Origin of the sequence: Thalassobellus sediminis (assembly GCF_044386045.1) — a bacterium.
GTDB lineage: Bacteria > Bacteroidota > Bacteroidia > Flavobacteriales > Flavobacteriaceae > Thalassobellus > Thalassobellus sediminis.
Genome location: NZ_JBISCD010000040.1, coordinates 779,908 through 796,167 on the forward strand (window position 1 = coordinate 779,908; position 16,260 = coordinate 796,167).

At 31.0% G+C, this 16,260-nt stretch carries 18 protein-coding genes; 17 read left to right on the forward strand and 1 reads right to left on the reverse strand.

Going from position 1 to position 16,260, the window contains the following annotated elements; genetic code table 11:
* Positions 1–19 precede the first annotated feature (19 nt).
* The 17 genes from porW to ACH5TW_RS10065 all read left to right on the forward strand — a co-directional run bounded on the left by porW (position 20) and on the right by ACH5TW_RS10065 (position 16,004).
* A complete protein-coding gene (gene porW, locus ACH5TW_RS09985) occupies positions 20–2,584 on the forward strand; it encodes a type IX secretion system periplasmic lipoprotein PorW/SprE (RefSeq protein ID WP_439336356.1) in 2,565 nt (854 codons plus the stop codon).
* A 12-nt stretch (positions 2,585–2,596) separates the two neighbouring features.
* Positions 2,597–3,016: a bactofilin family protein gene (locus ACH5TW_RS09990; protein WP_439336357.1), complete on the forward strand. Its 420-nt coding sequence runs from the start codon at positions 2,597–2,599 to the stop codon at positions 3,014–3,016.
* Positions 2,976–3,206, forward strand: a complete 231-nt coding sequence (locus tag ACH5TW_RS09995; RefSeq protein ID WP_439336358.1) for an AtpZ/AtpI family protein — start codon at positions 2,976–2,978, stop codon at positions 3,204–3,206. The genes ACH5TW_RS09990 and ACH5TW_RS09995 overlap by 41 nt, the downstream gene beginning before the upstream one ends.
* On the forward strand, positions 3,203–3,601 hold the full coding sequence (locus ACH5TW_RS10000) for a DUF6168 family protein (RefSeq protein ID WP_439336359.1): 399 nt from the start codon (positions 3,203–3,205) through the stop codon (positions 3,599–3,601). Before ACH5TW_RS09995 ends, ACH5TW_RS10000 begins: the two co-directional genes overlap by 4 nt.
* Before the next feature lie 100 nt (positions 3,602–3,701).
* Positions 3,702–4,781, forward strand: coding sequence for a F0F1 ATP synthase subunit A (gene atpB, locus ACH5TW_RS10005; protein ID WP_439336360.1), 1,080 nt, complete (start codon positions 3,702–3,704; stop codon positions 4,779–4,781).
* 32 nt (positions 4,782–4,813) lie between these two features.
* The gene (gene atpE, locus ACH5TW_RS10010; RefSeq protein ID WP_175445408.1) at positions 4,814–5,005 is read left to right on the forward strand and encodes an ATP synthase F0 subunit C; all 192 of its coding nucleotides are present in this window, start codon (positions 4,814–4,816) and stop codon (positions 5,003–5,005) included.
* A 73-nt stretch (positions 5,006–5,078) separates the two neighbouring features.
* Positions 5,079–5,579 carry a F0F1 ATP synthase subunit B gene (locus tag ACH5TW_RS10015; protein WP_439336361.1) on the forward strand — a complete coding sequence of 167 codons (501 nt, stop codon included), beginning with the start codon at positions 5,079–5,081 and terminating at the stop codon, positions 5,577–5,579.
* Between the two features lie 7 nt (positions 5,580–5,586).
* Positions 5,587–6,123, forward strand: a complete 537-nt coding sequence (gene atpH / locus ACH5TW_RS10020; RefSeq protein ID WP_439336362.1) for an ATP synthase F1 subunit delta — start codon at positions 5,587–5,589, stop codon at positions 6,121–6,123.
* A gap of 27 nt (positions 6,124–6,150) precedes the next feature.
* Positions 6,151–7,731 (forward strand): F0F1 ATP synthase subunit alpha, encoded by a 1,581-nt coding sequence (atpA, locus tag ACH5TW_RS10025; protein ID WP_439336363.1) that lies wholly within the window; start codon positions 6,151–6,153, stop codon positions 7,729–7,731.
* 88 nt (positions 7,732–7,819) lie between these two features.
* Positions 7,820–8,680, forward strand: coding sequence for an ATP synthase F1 subunit gamma (gene atpG / locus ACH5TW_RS10030; RefSeq protein ID WP_439336364.1), 861 nt, complete (start codon positions 7,820–7,822; stop codon positions 8,678–8,680).
* A gap of 168 nt (positions 8,681–8,848) precedes the next feature.
* Positions 8,849–9,358: a hypothetical protein gene (locus ACH5TW_RS10035; RefSeq protein ID WP_439336365.1), complete on the forward strand. Its 510-nt coding sequence runs from the start codon at positions 8,849–8,851 to the stop codon at positions 9,356–9,358.
* Positions 9,359–9,416: 58 nt separating this feature from the next.
* The gene (locus ACH5TW_RS10040; RefSeq protein ID WP_439336366.1) at positions 9,417–10,874 is read left to right on the forward strand and encodes an oligosaccharide flippase family protein; all 1,458 of its coding nucleotides are present in this window, start codon (positions 9,417–9,419) and stop codon (positions 10,872–10,874) included.
* 1 nt (position 10,875) lies between these two features.
* Positions 10,876–11,310 carry a dUTP diphosphatase gene (gene dut, locus ACH5TW_RS10045; RefSeq protein ID WP_439336367.1) on the forward strand — a complete coding sequence of 145 codons (435 nt, stop codon included), beginning with the start codon at positions 10,876–10,878 and terminating at the stop codon, positions 11,308–11,310.
* A 111-nt stretch (positions 11,311–11,421) separates the two neighbouring features.
* The gene (locus tag ACH5TW_RS10050; protein ID WP_439336368.1) at positions 11,422–12,441 is read left to right on the forward strand and encodes a sugar nucleotidyltransferase; all 1,020 of its coding nucleotides are present in this window, start codon (positions 11,422–11,424) and stop codon (positions 12,439–12,441) included.
* A gap of 205 nt (positions 12,442–12,646) precedes the next feature.
* Positions 12,647–14,008, forward strand: coding sequence for a tetratricopeptide repeat protein (locus tag ACH5TW_RS10055; RefSeq protein ID WP_439336369.1), 1,362 nt, complete (start codon positions 12,647–12,649; stop codon positions 14,006–14,008).
* Positions 14,008–14,775, forward strand: coding sequence for a lipoprotein insertase outer membrane protein LolB1 (gene lolB1, locus ACH5TW_RS10060; RefSeq protein ID WP_439336370.1), 768 nt, complete (start codon positions 14,008–14,010; stop codon positions 14,773–14,775). The genes ACH5TW_RS10055 and lolB1 overlap by 1 nt, the downstream gene beginning before the upstream one ends.
* Complete coding sequence (locus tag ACH5TW_RS10065; protein WP_439336371.1) at positions 14,775–16,004, forward strand: murein hydrolase activator EnvC family protein; 1,230 nt, start codon at positions 14,775–14,777, stop codon at positions 16,002–16,004. The genes lolB1 and ACH5TW_RS10065 overlap by 1 nt, the downstream gene beginning before the upstream one ends.
* Positions 16,005–16,043: 39 nt before the next feature.
* Here the strand turns inward: ACH5TW_RS10065 and ACH5TW_RS10070 are convergent, their stop codons facing one another.
* Complete coding sequence (locus ACH5TW_RS10070) at positions 16,044–16,253, reverse strand: DUF6515 family protein (RefSeq protein WP_439336372.1); 210 nt, start codon at positions 16,251–16,253, stop codon at positions 16,044–16,046.
* Positions 16,254–16,260 lie beyond the last annotated feature (7 nt).

Sequence of the window (16,260 nt, forward strand, 5' to 3'; positions counted from 1 at the left end):
AGACTAAAAAACACCAGCATTGAAAACACCTATTAAAGCCATACTTCTTATTATCTGCTCTATTTTTTTGGTAGTAAGTTGTTCTAGAAAAAAGGATAAATTTATTAATCGAAATTTTCATGCTGTTACAGCAGAATTCAATACACTTTATAACGGATATAATGCTTTAGAAGAAGGAAGAAATACTCTTAATGAGGGTTATTTTGATAACTATTGGGATGTTTTACCTATTGAGCGTATGCAAATACTTGATGAGGTGGTGCTTCCTGGTCAATCTAAAAATGAAAATTTTACAAGAGCCGAAGAAAAAGCAGTAAAGACTATTCAGAAACATAGTATGAATATAGACGGGAAAGAGAAAAACCCGCAAATTGATGAAGCTTATTTGCTTTTAGGTAAATCCAGATATTTCGATCAGCGTTTTGTACCAGCTTTAGAAGCTTTCAATTATATTTTATATAAGTATCCAGCGAGTGATAAGATTAATCAAGCTAAAATTTGGCGAGAAAAAACGAATATTCGTTTAGATAATGATGAATTGGCTATTAAAAACTTAAAACGTTTATTATTTCAAGAAGATTTAGAAGGTCAAGATTTAGCCGATGCAACCTCAATGTTGGCACAGGCATATTTAAATACAAAGTCTGTAGATAGCGCTATTACACAATTAGAAATAGCATCAAATGCCACAAAAAGTAATGATGAACGTGGTCGTTATCGTTTTATACAAGGGCAATTATATAATCAATTAGGAAAAAAGGATAGTGCAAACATTACTTTTGATAGGGTTATAGAGCTTAATAGAAAAACACCACGCATTTATATGATTAGTGCGTATTTAGAGAAAGTTAAAAATTTCGATTACGAAAACGGTAATAAATTAGAACTTGTAGAATTACTTGATGAATTAGAAGAAAACAGAGAAAACCGTCCGTTTTTAGATAAAATTTATCACCAAATAGCAACGTATCATTTAACCAATAAATCAGATTCTCTTGCAACTGCTTATTATAATAAGTCGTTAAGAACAGATTCTAGAGACAAGCTTCTAAAAGCTAAAAACTATGAAATTCTTGGAGACATGAATTTCGATAAATCTATTTATAGTACAGCGGGTCAATATTATGATAGTACCATGACTAGTTTGGTGCTTAATTCAAAACCATACCGAGTTATAAAAAGAAAGCGAGATAATTTAGAAGATGTTATTTACTACGAAGCTATAGCCAAGGCAAATGATAGTATTCTAAAATTGGTTAATTTATCAGAAGCTGGTAGGCTAGCTTATTTTGAATCTTTTATTGAAAACCTAAAAATTAAAGCCGAAGAAGAAAAAGAAAAGGCAGAAGCTGCCGAAAGAAATCAAGGTTTAGCTACAGTAAATAATACTATTGGTGGTTCTATTAATAGAGGAGGTCCAGGAATTCCTAGTCAAGCTACAATGTTTTATTTTTATAATCCAACAACTGTTGCTTATGGTAAAAACGAGTTTGTTAAAATATGGGGTGATAGAACATTAAGTGATGACTGGAGATTGTCTAGTAAAGGTCAATCGAGAACAATTGGAGGTGTTTCAAATAATGATATTGTAGCTTTAGCAACAGATGATGAAAAATTCGATCCTCAATTTTATATTTCTAAAATTCCTTCTGAAGCAAAAGAAATAGATAGCATTTCTAAAGACCGTAATTATGCTTATTACCAATTAGGATTAATTTACAAAGAGAAGTTTAAAGAATACGAACTAGCAAAAGATAAGCTTCAAGATCTATTAAAAAGCAAACCAGAGGAGCGATTAATATTGCCGTCTAAATATAACTTATACAAAATTTATGAGTTGTTAGATGAAAATGGTGAAGCTTCAATAGCAAAAAATGAGATTATAAAAGAGTATCCAGAATCTCGTTATGCATTTATTTTAAAGAACCCTGAATTAGTTTCTGATAAAGATGAAAACAGTCCTGAAAGTTTATACGAAGCGCTTTATATTCAACATCAAAATCAAGAATATGCAGATGTTATTTCTAAAAGTGAAGATTATATTAATAAATTTGATGGCGAGCCTATTGTGCCTAAATTAGAATTATTAAAAGCTACTGCAATAGGGCGACTTTATGGTTTTAAGCCTTACAGAAAAGCTATTAATCATTTAGCAGTTACATACGCAAATACTCTAGAAGGTAAACGTGCCCAAAATATAGAAACTAATGTATTGCCAAAATTAGCTAGTACAGATTTTGTAGAAGTAAATGATAGTATTTTAAGTAATTATAAGGTTGTTTTTCAATTTAAAAATCCAGAGAAAGAACAACTTTTAGCTTTTCAAAATAATTTAGATACTGTTTTAAAAAGTATTAAGTATTATAAATTAAAGTCATCGGTTGATATTTATAGTCCAGAAACTTCTTTTGTAATTGTTCATGGTCTCAAAAACGGACAAGTAGCACAAACATTCGATCAGTTATTAACAAAGGAAAATAAGAAAAAAATAAAAGAACCTTACTTTGCAGTGTCATCTACAAATTATCAAATTATTCAAATTCATAAAAATTTGGACGCTTATTTAAATAAAGACAATAATTAAATTAAAAGCATTATGTTTTCTGATAATAAAAAAAACAAGCACATGGTTGAAGGAACATCAAGTCAAAATATTATAGCTCAAGGCACCAAAATTGTTGGCGATTTTAATAGTGAAGGCGATTTTAGAATTGATGGTGTTATTGAAGGTAATATTAAAACATCAGGAAAAGTTGTTGTAGGGAAAGCAGGTTTTATAAATGGAACGTTACAAGGTACTGATGCTTATTTTGAAGGTAAGTTTTCAGGAAAATTAGCTTTATCGGGGACGTTAACTTTAAAAGAATCTGCACATATAGAAGGAGACGTTATTGTAAGTAAATTAGCTGTCGAGCCAGGTGCAACATTTAATGTTACATGTGCTATGAAAGGCATGGTAAAAGAAATAAACAAAGGTGAGCAGAAAAGATCAACAGAAACAGAACAAACAGCTTAAACAAATTGCAGCTCTATCGGGTATAGCTATACAAATGGGTATAACTATATATCTTTTTGTATTGTTAGGAAAATGGTTAGATACTAATTATAATAGTTCTGGTAAAGCTTTTTTAATTATTTGTACTTTATTAGGTGTTGGCATTTCTTTATATGCTGTATTAAAACAGATAAATAAATTAAATCCTTGATTATAAAAAATAGTATTGTTAAATGTTTAAATGTAGTTGGTGTTTCTACTGTAGCTTTTTTTATTCATCTTCTTGTAAATAATTCAATTAGCCAATCTTTAGAAACTAATCAATTAATCTATTCTTATAGTATTAACGTTATATTGGCTTGTAGCGCGATTCTTGTGATATTTTTATTAAAAAAGAAACTTAAAGATCAGTTAGGCTTTATTTTTTTGGGAGCAAGTATGTTAAAATTTTTGTTCTTTTTTCTGCTTCTTTATCCAAAATATAATTCAGACGGTAATTTAAGTCGATTAGAATTTTTTACATTCTTTATTCCTTACGTAGTTTGTCTTATTACAGAAAGTATTATTCTGTCTAAATTTCTTAATAATTTAGATAATTCAAGCTAGTTAGAATATTATTGTAAATAATATAAAATTTTGTTTTTTGATTTTCAGATAAAAGCATACCTTTGCACCGATTTTTAAGCCACTATTTATCATAAGTGATATGCGAAATATTTTTTCTATAAAGACGATTTGTTTATTCTTCTTTTTTGTTACAGCATTTTCTTTTGCAAAAGAAGAAGAATCTCATGCGGAAGCTGGAGATGTTAAAACTGAAATTAAAGAATATATAAATCATCATTTACTTGATTCACATGATTTTAGTTTAACGTCTTATACTACTGAAACTGGAGAGCATAAATATATTGGGTTTCCTCTACCTGTTATTCTTTGGGATGGAGGCTTACAAGTTTTTTCTTCTTCAAAATTACACCATGGAGAAGCTGTTGTTGAGCAAGGTGGTAATTACTATAAATCATTTCACGGAAAAATATATAAAACAGATGCATCTGGAACTATTCATTTAGATGAACATCATCATGCAACAAATGCTAAGCCTTTAGATTTTTCTATTACTAAAAACGTATTCACAATTTTTGTTATTGCGTTATTAATGTTTGTTGTTTTTAGTAGAATGGCTAAAAAATATAAAACAAGTGCTTTACCAAAAGGGATTGGGCGTGGTTTAGAGCCAATTATCCTTTATATTAGAGATGATATTGCTATTCCAAATATTGGTAAAAAACACTACATGCGTTACATGCCATATTTGTTAACTGTATTTTTCTTTATCTGGATTATAAACTTATTAGGTTTAACGCCATTAGGAATTAACGTAACAAATAATATTGCTGTAACATTAGCATTAGCTTTAATTACATATGTGTTAACAACATTTACGGCAAATAAAAATTACTGGGGTCACATTTTTTGGATGCCAGGTGTACCAACACCAATGAAAATTATTTTAGCACCAATTGAGTTGCTAGGTACTATAATTAAGCCATTCTCTTTAATGATTCGTTTGTATGCAAATATTACTGCAGGACATATCGTTTTAATGAGTATAATTGGTTTAATGTTCATATTTAAAAACTGGTTAGGAAGTTCTTTATCGTTTGGTTTAGCGTTTGCTTTATCATTACTAGAACTTTTAGTTGCCGCATTACAAGCATATATCTTTACTATGTTATCTGCTTTGTATTTTGGATCAGCTGTGGAAGAACACCACGACGATCACTAAAAAAGAATGTTTAATTTTAATATATATACATTATGACAATTCCAAGTATTGTAGGAGCAGGTTTAATCGTAATCGGTGCTGGTTTAGGTATCGGTAAAATTGGTGGTTCAGCAATGGACGCAATTGCACGTCAACCAGAAGCTTCTGGAAAAATTCAAACAGCAATGTTAATTGCTGCTGCCTTAATTGAAGGTATTGGATTTGCTGCTTTATTTGCAGCTTAAAAAAACTAAAACAGCTTTAACGGTTGGTTAAAGCTGTTTTTTAAATTAAATATTTATAAAATAATAGATATAGATGGAAAAGTTAATAAATGAGTTTTCAATAGGATTGTTCTTTTGGCAATTAGTATTGTTTGTTGGGTTAGTATTACTTTTAAGAAAATTTGCTTGGAAACCAATTCTTGAAGCTGTTGAAAAAAGAGAAGATGGTATTAAAGACGCGTTAGATTCTGCTGAAAGTGCAAAATTAGAAATGCAAAACCTTCAAGCTGATAACCAAAAGTTATTAAAAGAAGCAAGAGCTGAGCGTGAAACTATGCTTAAAGAAGCGCGTGATATCAAAAATAAAATGGTTGAAGACGCTAAAAGCGAAGCGCAAGAGCAAGCTAATAAAATGATAGAACAAGCGCAGGCTGCTATTGAAAGTGAAAAGAAAGCTGCTATGGCAGAACTTAAAAATCACGTAGCAGGATTGTCTATTGATATTGCTGAAAAAGTAGTGCGAGGTGAATTAGCTGATAAAGGAAAACAACTTGAATTAGTTGAGTCTATGTTAGGTGAAGCTAAATTAAACTAAGAATAGTATGTCAGGAGCAAGAGCAGCAATACGTTACGCAAAAGCGGTATTAAGTTTAGCAACAGATCAAAAATCAGTAGATGCTGTAAATAATGATATGAAGCTAATTGCTAATACTATTGCAGGAAGTAAGGATTTAAGAGATACGCTACAAAGCCCTGTAATTAATTCAACAGTTAAAAAAACTGTGTTATTAGAAGTTTTTAAAGCATCAGACAAAGCAACATTAAGCTTAATAGATGTCTTAATAAGTAATAACAGAATTAATATTTTAAGTGAAGTAGCACTTAAGTATAGCCAGTTATTCGATCAATCTAAAGGTATTGAGTTAGCAACTGTAACAACAGCAGTAGCATTAACAGATGCTTTAGAGAAGAAAGTTTTAGCAAAAGCTAAAGAAATTACTGGAAAAGATATTGAAGTAGAAAACATTATAGATGAAAGCATTTTAGGTGGTTTCATCCTTCGCATAGGAGATATACAATACAATGCTAGTATTGCAAATCAACTAAGCAAATTAAAAAGAGAATTTACATTAAACTAAGATCCTTAGATCTAAATAAATAATAAGATGGCAGAAGTAAAACCAGCTGAAATATCAGCAATCTTAAAACAACAACTAGCAGGTTTCGAAGCTAGCGCTTCGTTAGATGAAGTTGGAACAGTATTAACAGTAGGTGATGGTATTGTACGTGCTTACGGATTAGCTAACGCTCAATATGGTGAGTTAGTAGAATTCGAAGGCGGATTAGAAGGTATCGTACTTAATCTTGAAGAAGATAATGTAGGTATTGTACTTTTAGGAGCTTCAGTAGGAGTTAAAGAAGGTTCTATTGTAAAACGTACTAACCGTATTGCATCTATTAAAGTAGGTGAAGGTATTGTTGGTCGTGTTGTAGATACTTTAGGTAACCCAATTGATGGTAAAGGACCAATTTCTGGTGAAACTTACGAAATGCCTTTAGAGCGTAAAGCTCCTGGTGTTGTATTCCGTGAGCCAGTAACTGAGCCATTACAAACTGGTATTAAATCTATTGATGCCATGATTCCTGTAGGTCGTGGTCAACGTGAGTTGGTTATTGGTGACCGTCAAACTGGTAAAACAGCGGTTTGTATTGATACTATCTTAAATCAAAAAGAATTTTACGATGCAGGTGAGCCTGTATATTGTATATATGTTGCCGTTGGTCAAAAAGCATCAACAGTAGCTTTAATTGCTAAAACATTAGAAGAAAAAGGCGCTTTAGCTTACACTACTATTGTTGCAGCAAACGCATCAGATCCTGCTCCAATGCAAGTTTATGCGCCATTTGCAGGTGCTGCAATTGGAGAATATTTTAGAGATACTGGTCGTCCAGCTTTAATTGTTTATGATGATTTATCTAAACAAGCTGTTGCTTACCGTGAGGTATCTTTATTATTACGTCGTCCACCAGGACGTGAGGCGTATCCTGGAGATGTATTTTATTTACACTCTCGTTTATTAGAGCGTTCTGCAAAGGTTATTAATAATGATGAAATTGCGAAGGACATGAATGATCTTCCAGATTCATTAAAACCATTAGTAAAAGGTGGTGGTTCTTTAACTGCTTTACCAATTATTGAAACGCAAGCGGGTGATGTATCTGCATATATCCCAACAAATGTAATTTCTATTACAGATGGGCAAATCTTCTTAGATGGAGATTTATTTAACTCTGGTGTACGTCCAGCAATTAACGTAGGTATTTCTGTATCTCGTGTTGGTGGTAATGCACAAATTAAATCAATGAAAAAAGTATCTGGTACTTTAAAATTAGATCAAGCTCAGTTCCGTGAATTAGAAGCGTTTGCTAAGTTTGGATCAGATTTAGATGCTGTTACTTTAAATGTAATTGAAAAAGGTAAACGTAACGTTGAGATCTTAAAACAAGCTCAAAACGATCCGTTTAAAGTAGAAGATCAAGTTGCTATTATTTATGCAGGATCTAAAAACTTATTAAGAGATGTTCCTGTAGAAAAAGTAAAAGAATTTGAAGGTGAATTTTTAGAATTCTTAAAAGCGAAACACGCAGGTGTTTTAGCTACATTAAAAGCAGGTAAATTAACTGATGAAGTTACAGATACATTAACAGCTGTAGCAAAAGATTTGTCAGGAAAATATAGAGCATAATTGTCATTCCTGCGCAAGCAGGAATCTCATGTTTTGAAGTTCAATTAAAATAGATTCCGTATTAATTTCGGAATGACAAAAAGAGATTATGGCTAATCTAAAAGAAATACGTAACAGAATATCATCAGTATCTTCAACGATGCAAATTACCAGTGCCATGAAAATGGTATCGGCTGCAAAGTTAAAGAAGGCACAAGATGCTATTACAGCAATGCGTCCTTATGCAGATAAGTTAACAGAGCTTTTACAAAGCTTAAGTGCTACTTTAGATGAGGATTCTGGAAGTAAATTTTCTGCACAACGTGACGTTAAAAATGTTTTAATAGTTCCTATTACTTCTAATAGAGGTTTATGTGGTGCTTTTAATTCTAACATTATTAAGCAAACACAACACTTAATTAGTAATGTGTATGCTGGAAAAAATGTATCTGTTTTAGCAGTTGGTAAAAAAGCTAATGATGCTTTTGGTAAACAAGATATTGTAATTGCTAATAAAAGTGACATTTTTGATGATTTAACCTTTGAAAATGTTGCAGAAATAGCTGAAGAATTAATGGCTAAGTTTGTTGCTGGCGAGTTCGATAAAATTGAAATAGTTTACAATAAATTTAAAAATGCTGCGACTCAAGAAGTAATGACTGAGCAGTTTTTACCTATTGTTCCTGTTGAAGGTGATGCAAACAATAATGCAGATTATATTTTTGAACCATCAAAAATAGAAATTGTAGAGCAGTTAATTCCTAAGTCGTTAAAAACGCAATTATATAAAGGTATTAGAGACTCTTTTGCAAGCGAACACGGAGCGCGTATGACAGCAATGCATAAAGCAACCGATAATGCAACAGAGTTAAGAGATCAGCTTAAATTAACATATAACAAAGCACGTCAAGCTGCAATTACTAATGAAATTTTAGAAATTGTTGGTGGTGCGGAAGCTCTTAATAATTAGGAGGATCGTAGAGTAGCCAAATTATTAAAAAAGCAGAAGCTTTGAATAAATAATATTAGTTGTGTTGAACTTGTTTCAGCATCTTAAAAATTGAGCCTCACTTTTAGTGGGGCTTTTTTATGGCATCAATTTTGAAATAGTATCTTTATAATCTTCAAAAGATTAAAAATGAAAAGATTTAAAAATATACTATTCTTATTATTTGTGGTTTTTACTATGATAAGTTTTTCAAACTGTGCAGGAACTCAAAAGCTAGATAAATCATTGCCAATAGATTTAGGAGACGTTTATTATCAATCTTGGGTTGCTGGAGTTAAAGGTGGCGGTTCTGGTTTTAATATTTTTATTCCAATGGAGTCTAATCCAAATAATATTATGCTAGACAGTGTCTTTTTTAAAGGTAAAGAGGCAAAGTTAGAATATCGTAATAATTCCATTTTTATTGGACGTTTTAAAACATCTGTAAATCAAAAAGAGGATATAATTATGAGTAGCGATCGTTTTGCTGAATATGGAAATAAAGTTCCAAATCTTCCAAAAAAATCACCTTTTCAACTTAAAGAAGACGAATGTGTAGTTAGTTATAAATTAAATAATAAAACGCATTATTTTAAAATTGATAAAATTATAAAAAAGGAAACTCAAAATTTTATGAGTGCTCCTCCCAGAAAGCAATAGATTATCTTTGGTTAGCATTTGCTAAAAACGTATTTTTAGCAAGATAAATATACTATCATTGAGCGGACTTAAGACACTTTTTAAACAGACATTTCTTTATGGATTAGCTACTGTGCTTCCAAGAATGTTAAGCTTTATATTGGTGCCGTTATATACAAGTCCAGATGTTCTTTCTGTTTCAGAATACGGAATTGTATCTTTTGTCTTTGCCTATTTTGTTTTATTCAATGTTGTTTTGGCATATGGCATGGAAACTGCATTCTTCAGATTTTTTAATAAAGAAGAAAACCAAGAGAAAGTTACTAGTACATCATCCTTATCATTAATATTTAGCTCACTAATTATATTAGGAATTGCATTTTTATTTAGAAATCAAATTTCTGAATTAATAAATATAAAACTAGAGTATTTAAATTTAGTTTTTATTATTCTTTTGTTAGACGCCTTGGTTATTATGCCGTTTGCTTGGTTAAGGGCTACAGCAAAACCAATGAAGTATGCTCTTATTAAGATTTTAAACGTTGTAATTAATTTAAGTTTAAATGTTTTCTTTTTACTTTATTTGAAAGAATTAGCAAGAGATAGTTCTTTTTTCGAAGGTTTATATAAACCAAATTTTGAAATTAATTATATTTTCATATCGGGCTTAATTGCTAGTGCTGTAACATTGTTGTTATTGCTTCCTTTTTATGCAAAAATTAAGTTTAGTTTTGATACTTTCTTATGGAAAAAAATGATGACATATGCCATACCAGTATTAATTGCTGGTATTGCTTTTTCGGTTAATGAAACTTTTGATAGAATTTTATTAAAAAAATTATTACCAATAGGTATAGCAGATGAACAAATAGGAATGTATTCGGCGTGTTATAAACTAGCTTTGTTCATGACATTATTTGCAACCGCATTTCGATTAGGTATTGAACCTTATTTTTTTAGTCATTCTAAAACAGTAGATCCCCAAAAAAATTATGCAAAGATATTAGAGTTTTTTATAGCATTTGGGTCTGTTATACTTTTAGGAGTTGTTGTTTTTGCTGATATTTTAAAACCATACATTATTAGAAGTGAAGCTTATTATGAGGCGATGTGGATTGTACCTCTTATTCTTATGGCTAATTTTTGTTTAGGTATTTATCATAATCTATCTGTATGGTATAAGGTTACAGATAGAACAAAATATGGGGCTTATATTTCTTTACTAGGAGCATTAATTACATTAGTTTTAAATTTTGTTTTAATTCCTATTATAGGGTATAAAGGTTCTGCTATAGCTACACTTTCTGCATATGGAGTCATGATGTTTTTATCATACTATTACGGAAGGAAATATTATCCAATACCTTATGATATAAAAAAAATAGTAACATATTTAATTCTATCAGTAGTCTTATCTGTTTTATCCTTCTATAAATTTAGAGAGAATTATATTGTTGGAATTTCTATGTTAATCGTATTTTTGGGAGTTGTATTTATGTTTGAAAAAAAACAAATTAAGCTGATATTAAAAAGATAAAATGAATATAAAAATTATAAACAAATCCAGCCACGAGTTGCCGCATTATGAAACAATAGCATCGGCAGGCATGGATTTAAGAGCTAATATTTCTGAAGCTATAACATTAAAGCCATTAGAAAGAACTATTGTTAAAACAGGTTTGTTTATAGAGTTGCCAGCTGGTATTGAAGCGCAAGTACGTCCTAGAAGTGGATTAGCGGCAAAAAAAGGAGTTACAGTTTTAAATGCACCAGGAACCGTTGATGCCGATTATAGAGGTGAAATAGGTGTGATATTAGTAAACCTTTCTAACGAAGATTTTATCATAGAAAACGGCGAGCGTATTGCACAATTAGTTATTGCTAAACATGAATGTGCCGAATGGGAAGAAGTAGAAACACTTTCTGAAGCATCACGAGGTGAAGGTGGTTTTGGTAGTACTGGGGTAAAATAATAGAATTGTCCCCTTGAGCGGACTTTAGGGGTGTTTCTTGAAACACAACTAAAAAATATAAGTTTAAATTAAAAGATTCCCTCTTTCGAGGGAATGATAAAAACATTAAGCATGAAAATAATAGTACCAATGGCAGGACGAGGTTCTCGTTTACGTCCACATAGTTTAACCGTACCAAAACCATTAATTCCAGTTGCAGGTCAACCAATTGTACACCGTCTGATAAAAGATATAGCTAAAGTATTAAAACAACCTATTGAAGAAATTGCTTTTGTATTGGGTGACCCTGCTTGGTTTGGAGACGAGGTTGTGTCTAGTTTAGAAGCCTTAGCCGAAAGTTTAGGAGCGAAAGCCTCTATTTATCGTCAAGATAAACCATTAGGAACAGGACATGCTATTATGTGTGCTAAGCCATCTTTATCGGGGCCTGCGGTTATTGCATATGCAGATACTTTAATTCGTGCAGAGTTTGATTTAGATCCTACTGCCGATAGTGTTATCTGGACGAAACAAGTTGAGAATCCAGAAGCTTACGGTGTTGTAAAATTAAATGACAATAAAGAAATTGTTGAACTGGTAGAAAAACCAGAAACCTTTGTTAGCGATCAAGCTGTTATTGGTATTTACTACTTTAAAGATGTTGCAGTTTTAAAAGATAAACTACAAGAAATTCTTGATGAAAACATTATGAATGGCGGCGAATACCAAATTAATGATGGTATTAAACGTATGATGGCAGATGGTAAAGTGTTTAAAACAGGAACTGTAGATGAGTGGATGGACTGCGGAAACAAAGCCATTACTATTGAAACAAACCAAAGAATGTTAGGCTTTTTAAAGGCAGATGCCGAAGAACAACTAGTAGTATCGTCAGCGCAATTAAACGATTCTAAAATAATAGAACCTTGTTTTATTGGAGAAAATGTGGTTCTTAATAACAGTACTGTTGGTCCGTTTGTATCTATTGGAAATGATTCTGTTATTGAGAATTCTACTATTAAGAACAGTTTAATTCAAACGAATACTAGTATTAAGAATGCTAATTTAGATGATGCTATGATTGGTAATTATGTAAAATATGATGGCAATTTTACATCAATAAGTATAGGTGATTATTCGGTATTAGAGTAATTTTTATTTATTCCTTTGAAGAAGGGAGTCTGGTTAATTAGAGTTTGGAACACTATTTGAAAACGATTTAATTGCGTTAGGGATTGATGCGGCATCCTTTTTTGTCACTAAAAACAAAAAAGATATAGCGGAAAGCCCGACCTTTATCCTGAAATTAATTCAGGATAAAGGTAACGCCCAAATAAATTGAAAGCATAGTATAATAATGAAACAAAGATTTTACATACTTTTTTTACTCTTCGGAATGTTAATTTTTCCGCAGATTAACTATGCTCAAGTAGATTTTAATAAAAAACCAAATGACGATTTAGGTGATTTTGAAGATGAGTTTCAAGAGCTTTTTTATGAAGCTTTAAAACAAAAAGGGATAGAGAATTACGACCGATCGGTTGATGCGCTTTTAAAATGTATTGAATTAGATAATTCAGTGCCTGTTTTATATTTTGAATTAGGTAAAAATAATTTAAAACTTAAAAATTTTGGAGCTGCCGAAGATGCCTTAAAAAAAGCAGTAAGTTTAGATCCTGGTAACGAATGGTTTTTAGATGAACTTTATGGTTATTACGTATCTCAAAATGATTATGATAAGGCTATTAAAACGGTTAAACAACTTGTTAAATATCATCCAGATTATAAAGAAGATTTAGCTTCTTTATATGTTAGAACCAAAAAGTATGATGATGCTTTAGAGCTTTTAGATGAATTGGATGCTGCGTTTGGTGTTTCGGTGGCACGAGATGTTATGCGCAATAAAATTTATAAGGCAACGGGTAGAAAAAAGGATCAAATTAAAAATTTACAAGAACGGGTTGAAAGTAACCCCGATAAAGAGTCTAATTATTTAGCCCTTATTTTCCGCTATAGCGAAAACAATGAAAAGGAAAAAGCTTTTGAAACGGCTAAAGAATTGTTGAAGATAAATCCGGAATCGCAATTGGTTCATTTAGCACTTTACAAGTTTTATTTAGATAAAAATGATGCTGATAAGGCTATTGAATCTATGAAAATAGTGGTTAAAAGCACGCAAATAAAACCTGCAGCAAAACAGAAAGTGTTATCTGATTTTGTGAATTTTGTGAAAGCGCATCCAGAATATGAGACAGATTTAGTTGAAGCTACTTCTATGGTTAGCGACAATGATAATGAAAAATCATTGTCTGAATTAGGGCAATATTATTTATCAAAAAATAATAAAGCAAAATCTTTAGAGTACTTTGAATTAGCATTGAAACAAGATGCTAATAATTTCGCCATTTTACGAAACGTTTTATTGTTACAAATAGACTTAAAACAGTATAAATTAGCAGAAGAAAAAAGTAGTAAAGCACTAGAAAAATACCCGTCGCAACCTATTTTATATTTAATACATGGTGTGACTTTAAATGAATTAAATAAGCCGAAAGAAGCTATAGAATCTTTAGAAATGGGTATTGATTATATTATCGAAGACCTTAAAATGGAAACCGATTTTTATAATCAATTAAGTAAGGCTTATACCTTATTAAACAATACCGCTAAAGCAAAAACGTTTAGTGATAAAGCAAAACAATTACAACCCCAAAATTAATGAACAAATTTCCACATATTATATTAAGCTTATTAGTGCTATTTCTATTTAACTGTAAATCATCAAAAACAGTTACTAGTGGGCAAGCAAATTATAATTTATCGACAAAGCAGCTTATAAAGGAAAATGCGAAACAAACACCAGATTTTAAAACGCTTCAGTCTAAGCTTAAAATAAGTTATACACAAGGCGATAAAACTCAAACACATTCGGTTAGTTTTAGAGTTAAAAAAGATGAAAAACTTTGGATGAGTGCTACGTTTTCAATTGTAAAAGCATTAATTACGCCTGAGAAAGTTAGTTTTTATAATAAGTTAGATAATACGTATTTTGAAGGTGATTTTGCTTATTTAAGTGCGTTGTTGGGTACGGAATTAGACTTTACAAAGGTTCAAAATTTATTGTTGGGCGAATCGTTGTTTAATCTAGAAAAGGCATCTTATAAAGCCTCTGTTGATGATGGTACTTATATTCTTCAACCCAAAAAACAGCGTGAGTTGTTTGAGCTTTTTTTATTGTTAGACCCTTCTTATTTTAAGTTGAAATCTCAACAAATATCTCAACCAAAAGAACAACGACATTTACAAATAGATTATTTATCGTATCAAGAAGTAGATAAGCAAAAGCTTCCAGAGCGTTTAAAAATAATAGCTGTTGAGGCTAATGAAGAAACTATAATTGATTTAGAGTTTAAATCGGTGTCTTTAAATCAAGACTTAAGATTTCCGTTTAAAATTCCATCGGGATTTAAAGCTATTACCCTTTAATGAAACGGTATAACCTAACATATAAAACATCTTTTTTAGTACTCTTTTTAATGTGTACTACGTTTGCTTTTGCCCAAAATAATAAGCAAAAAGCGTTAGAAACACGTCGGCAAGAATTACGTAGAGAAATTCAAAAAATAAACGAGTTACGTATTGAAAATAAATCAAAACAGAAATCGCAACTATCCTTAATTGAGGACTTTAATTATAAGATAAATGTATTAAATAACTTAATTAAAGTTACTAATCAGCAAGCTAATTTCTTAACACGTGAGATTAATAGCAATCAAAAGAAAATAACCAGTCTTAGAGATGAATTAAAGCAGCTTAAGAACGATTATGCTGCTATGATTGTAAAGTCTTATAAAAGTAAAAACGAACAAAGCCGTATTATGTTTTTATTGTCTTCAGACAATTTTAAACAAGCTTATAAGCGCTTACAGTATATTAAACAATATTCAGACCATCAGAAAGAACAAGGCGAAACTATAAAGGCAAAAACGCAAGAATTACAGAAAACTAATATTGATTTACAAAAGCAGCAAGAAGATAAAAAGAAGTTGATAGCAGATAATAGAGTGGTGCAAAAATCGTTAGAGCAAGAGCGTAAGCAGCATGAAGCTTTAATGCAATCTATTAAAAGTAATTTAAGTAAATACACGGCCCAAATAAATAAAAAGCAACGTGAGGCAGATAGAATAGACAAGCAGATTAATGATATAATTAGAGCTGCTATTGCTAAGTCTAACAAAAAGGCAGGTAAATCTTCAAGTTCTAAAACTTTTGCTCTAACGCCTGCAGGAAGAGCCTTGGCTAAAAATTTTGAATCTAATAAAGGTAAACTTGGTTGGCCAGTTGAAAAAGGGGTGGTGAAGTTACGTTACGGAACACAACCTCATCCTATTAATAAATCATTGACTATTAAAAGTAATGGTGTTAGAATAGCAACAGAGAAAAGAGCTAAAGTACATGTTGTTTTTAATGGCGAAGTAACTGCTGTTATTGCTATTAAAAATGCGAATACAGTCGTTATGGTACAACACGGAAATTATTTTACAGCATATAAGAATTTGGGAAAAGTATATGTAAAAAAAGGTGATAAGGTTATAACCAATCAAGAAATAGGAGAGGTCTTTACAAATTTTTCAAACGGTGAAACTATTCTTAGTTTTAGCATTTTTAAAGAAAGTTCAACCCAAAACCCAGCTTCTTGGATATATAAAATGTAACATCATTTTTTGATGTTACATTTTATATTTTTATAAAAATTATACCCTAACAATTACGTAACCCTTACGTGTTTTTTTGTAATGATTTCCATTCCAAAAATAATAGCGTTTCCCTTTTACTTTAACAACTTTATAATGTCTTGGGGCTGTTTTAACAACAGTTACATTTGCTGGTCTTGTAACGACACGAGTGGCACATGATGATAAGTTAATCATACAAAATACCAAAAATAGAATAATAGGTCTCATAGTTTTT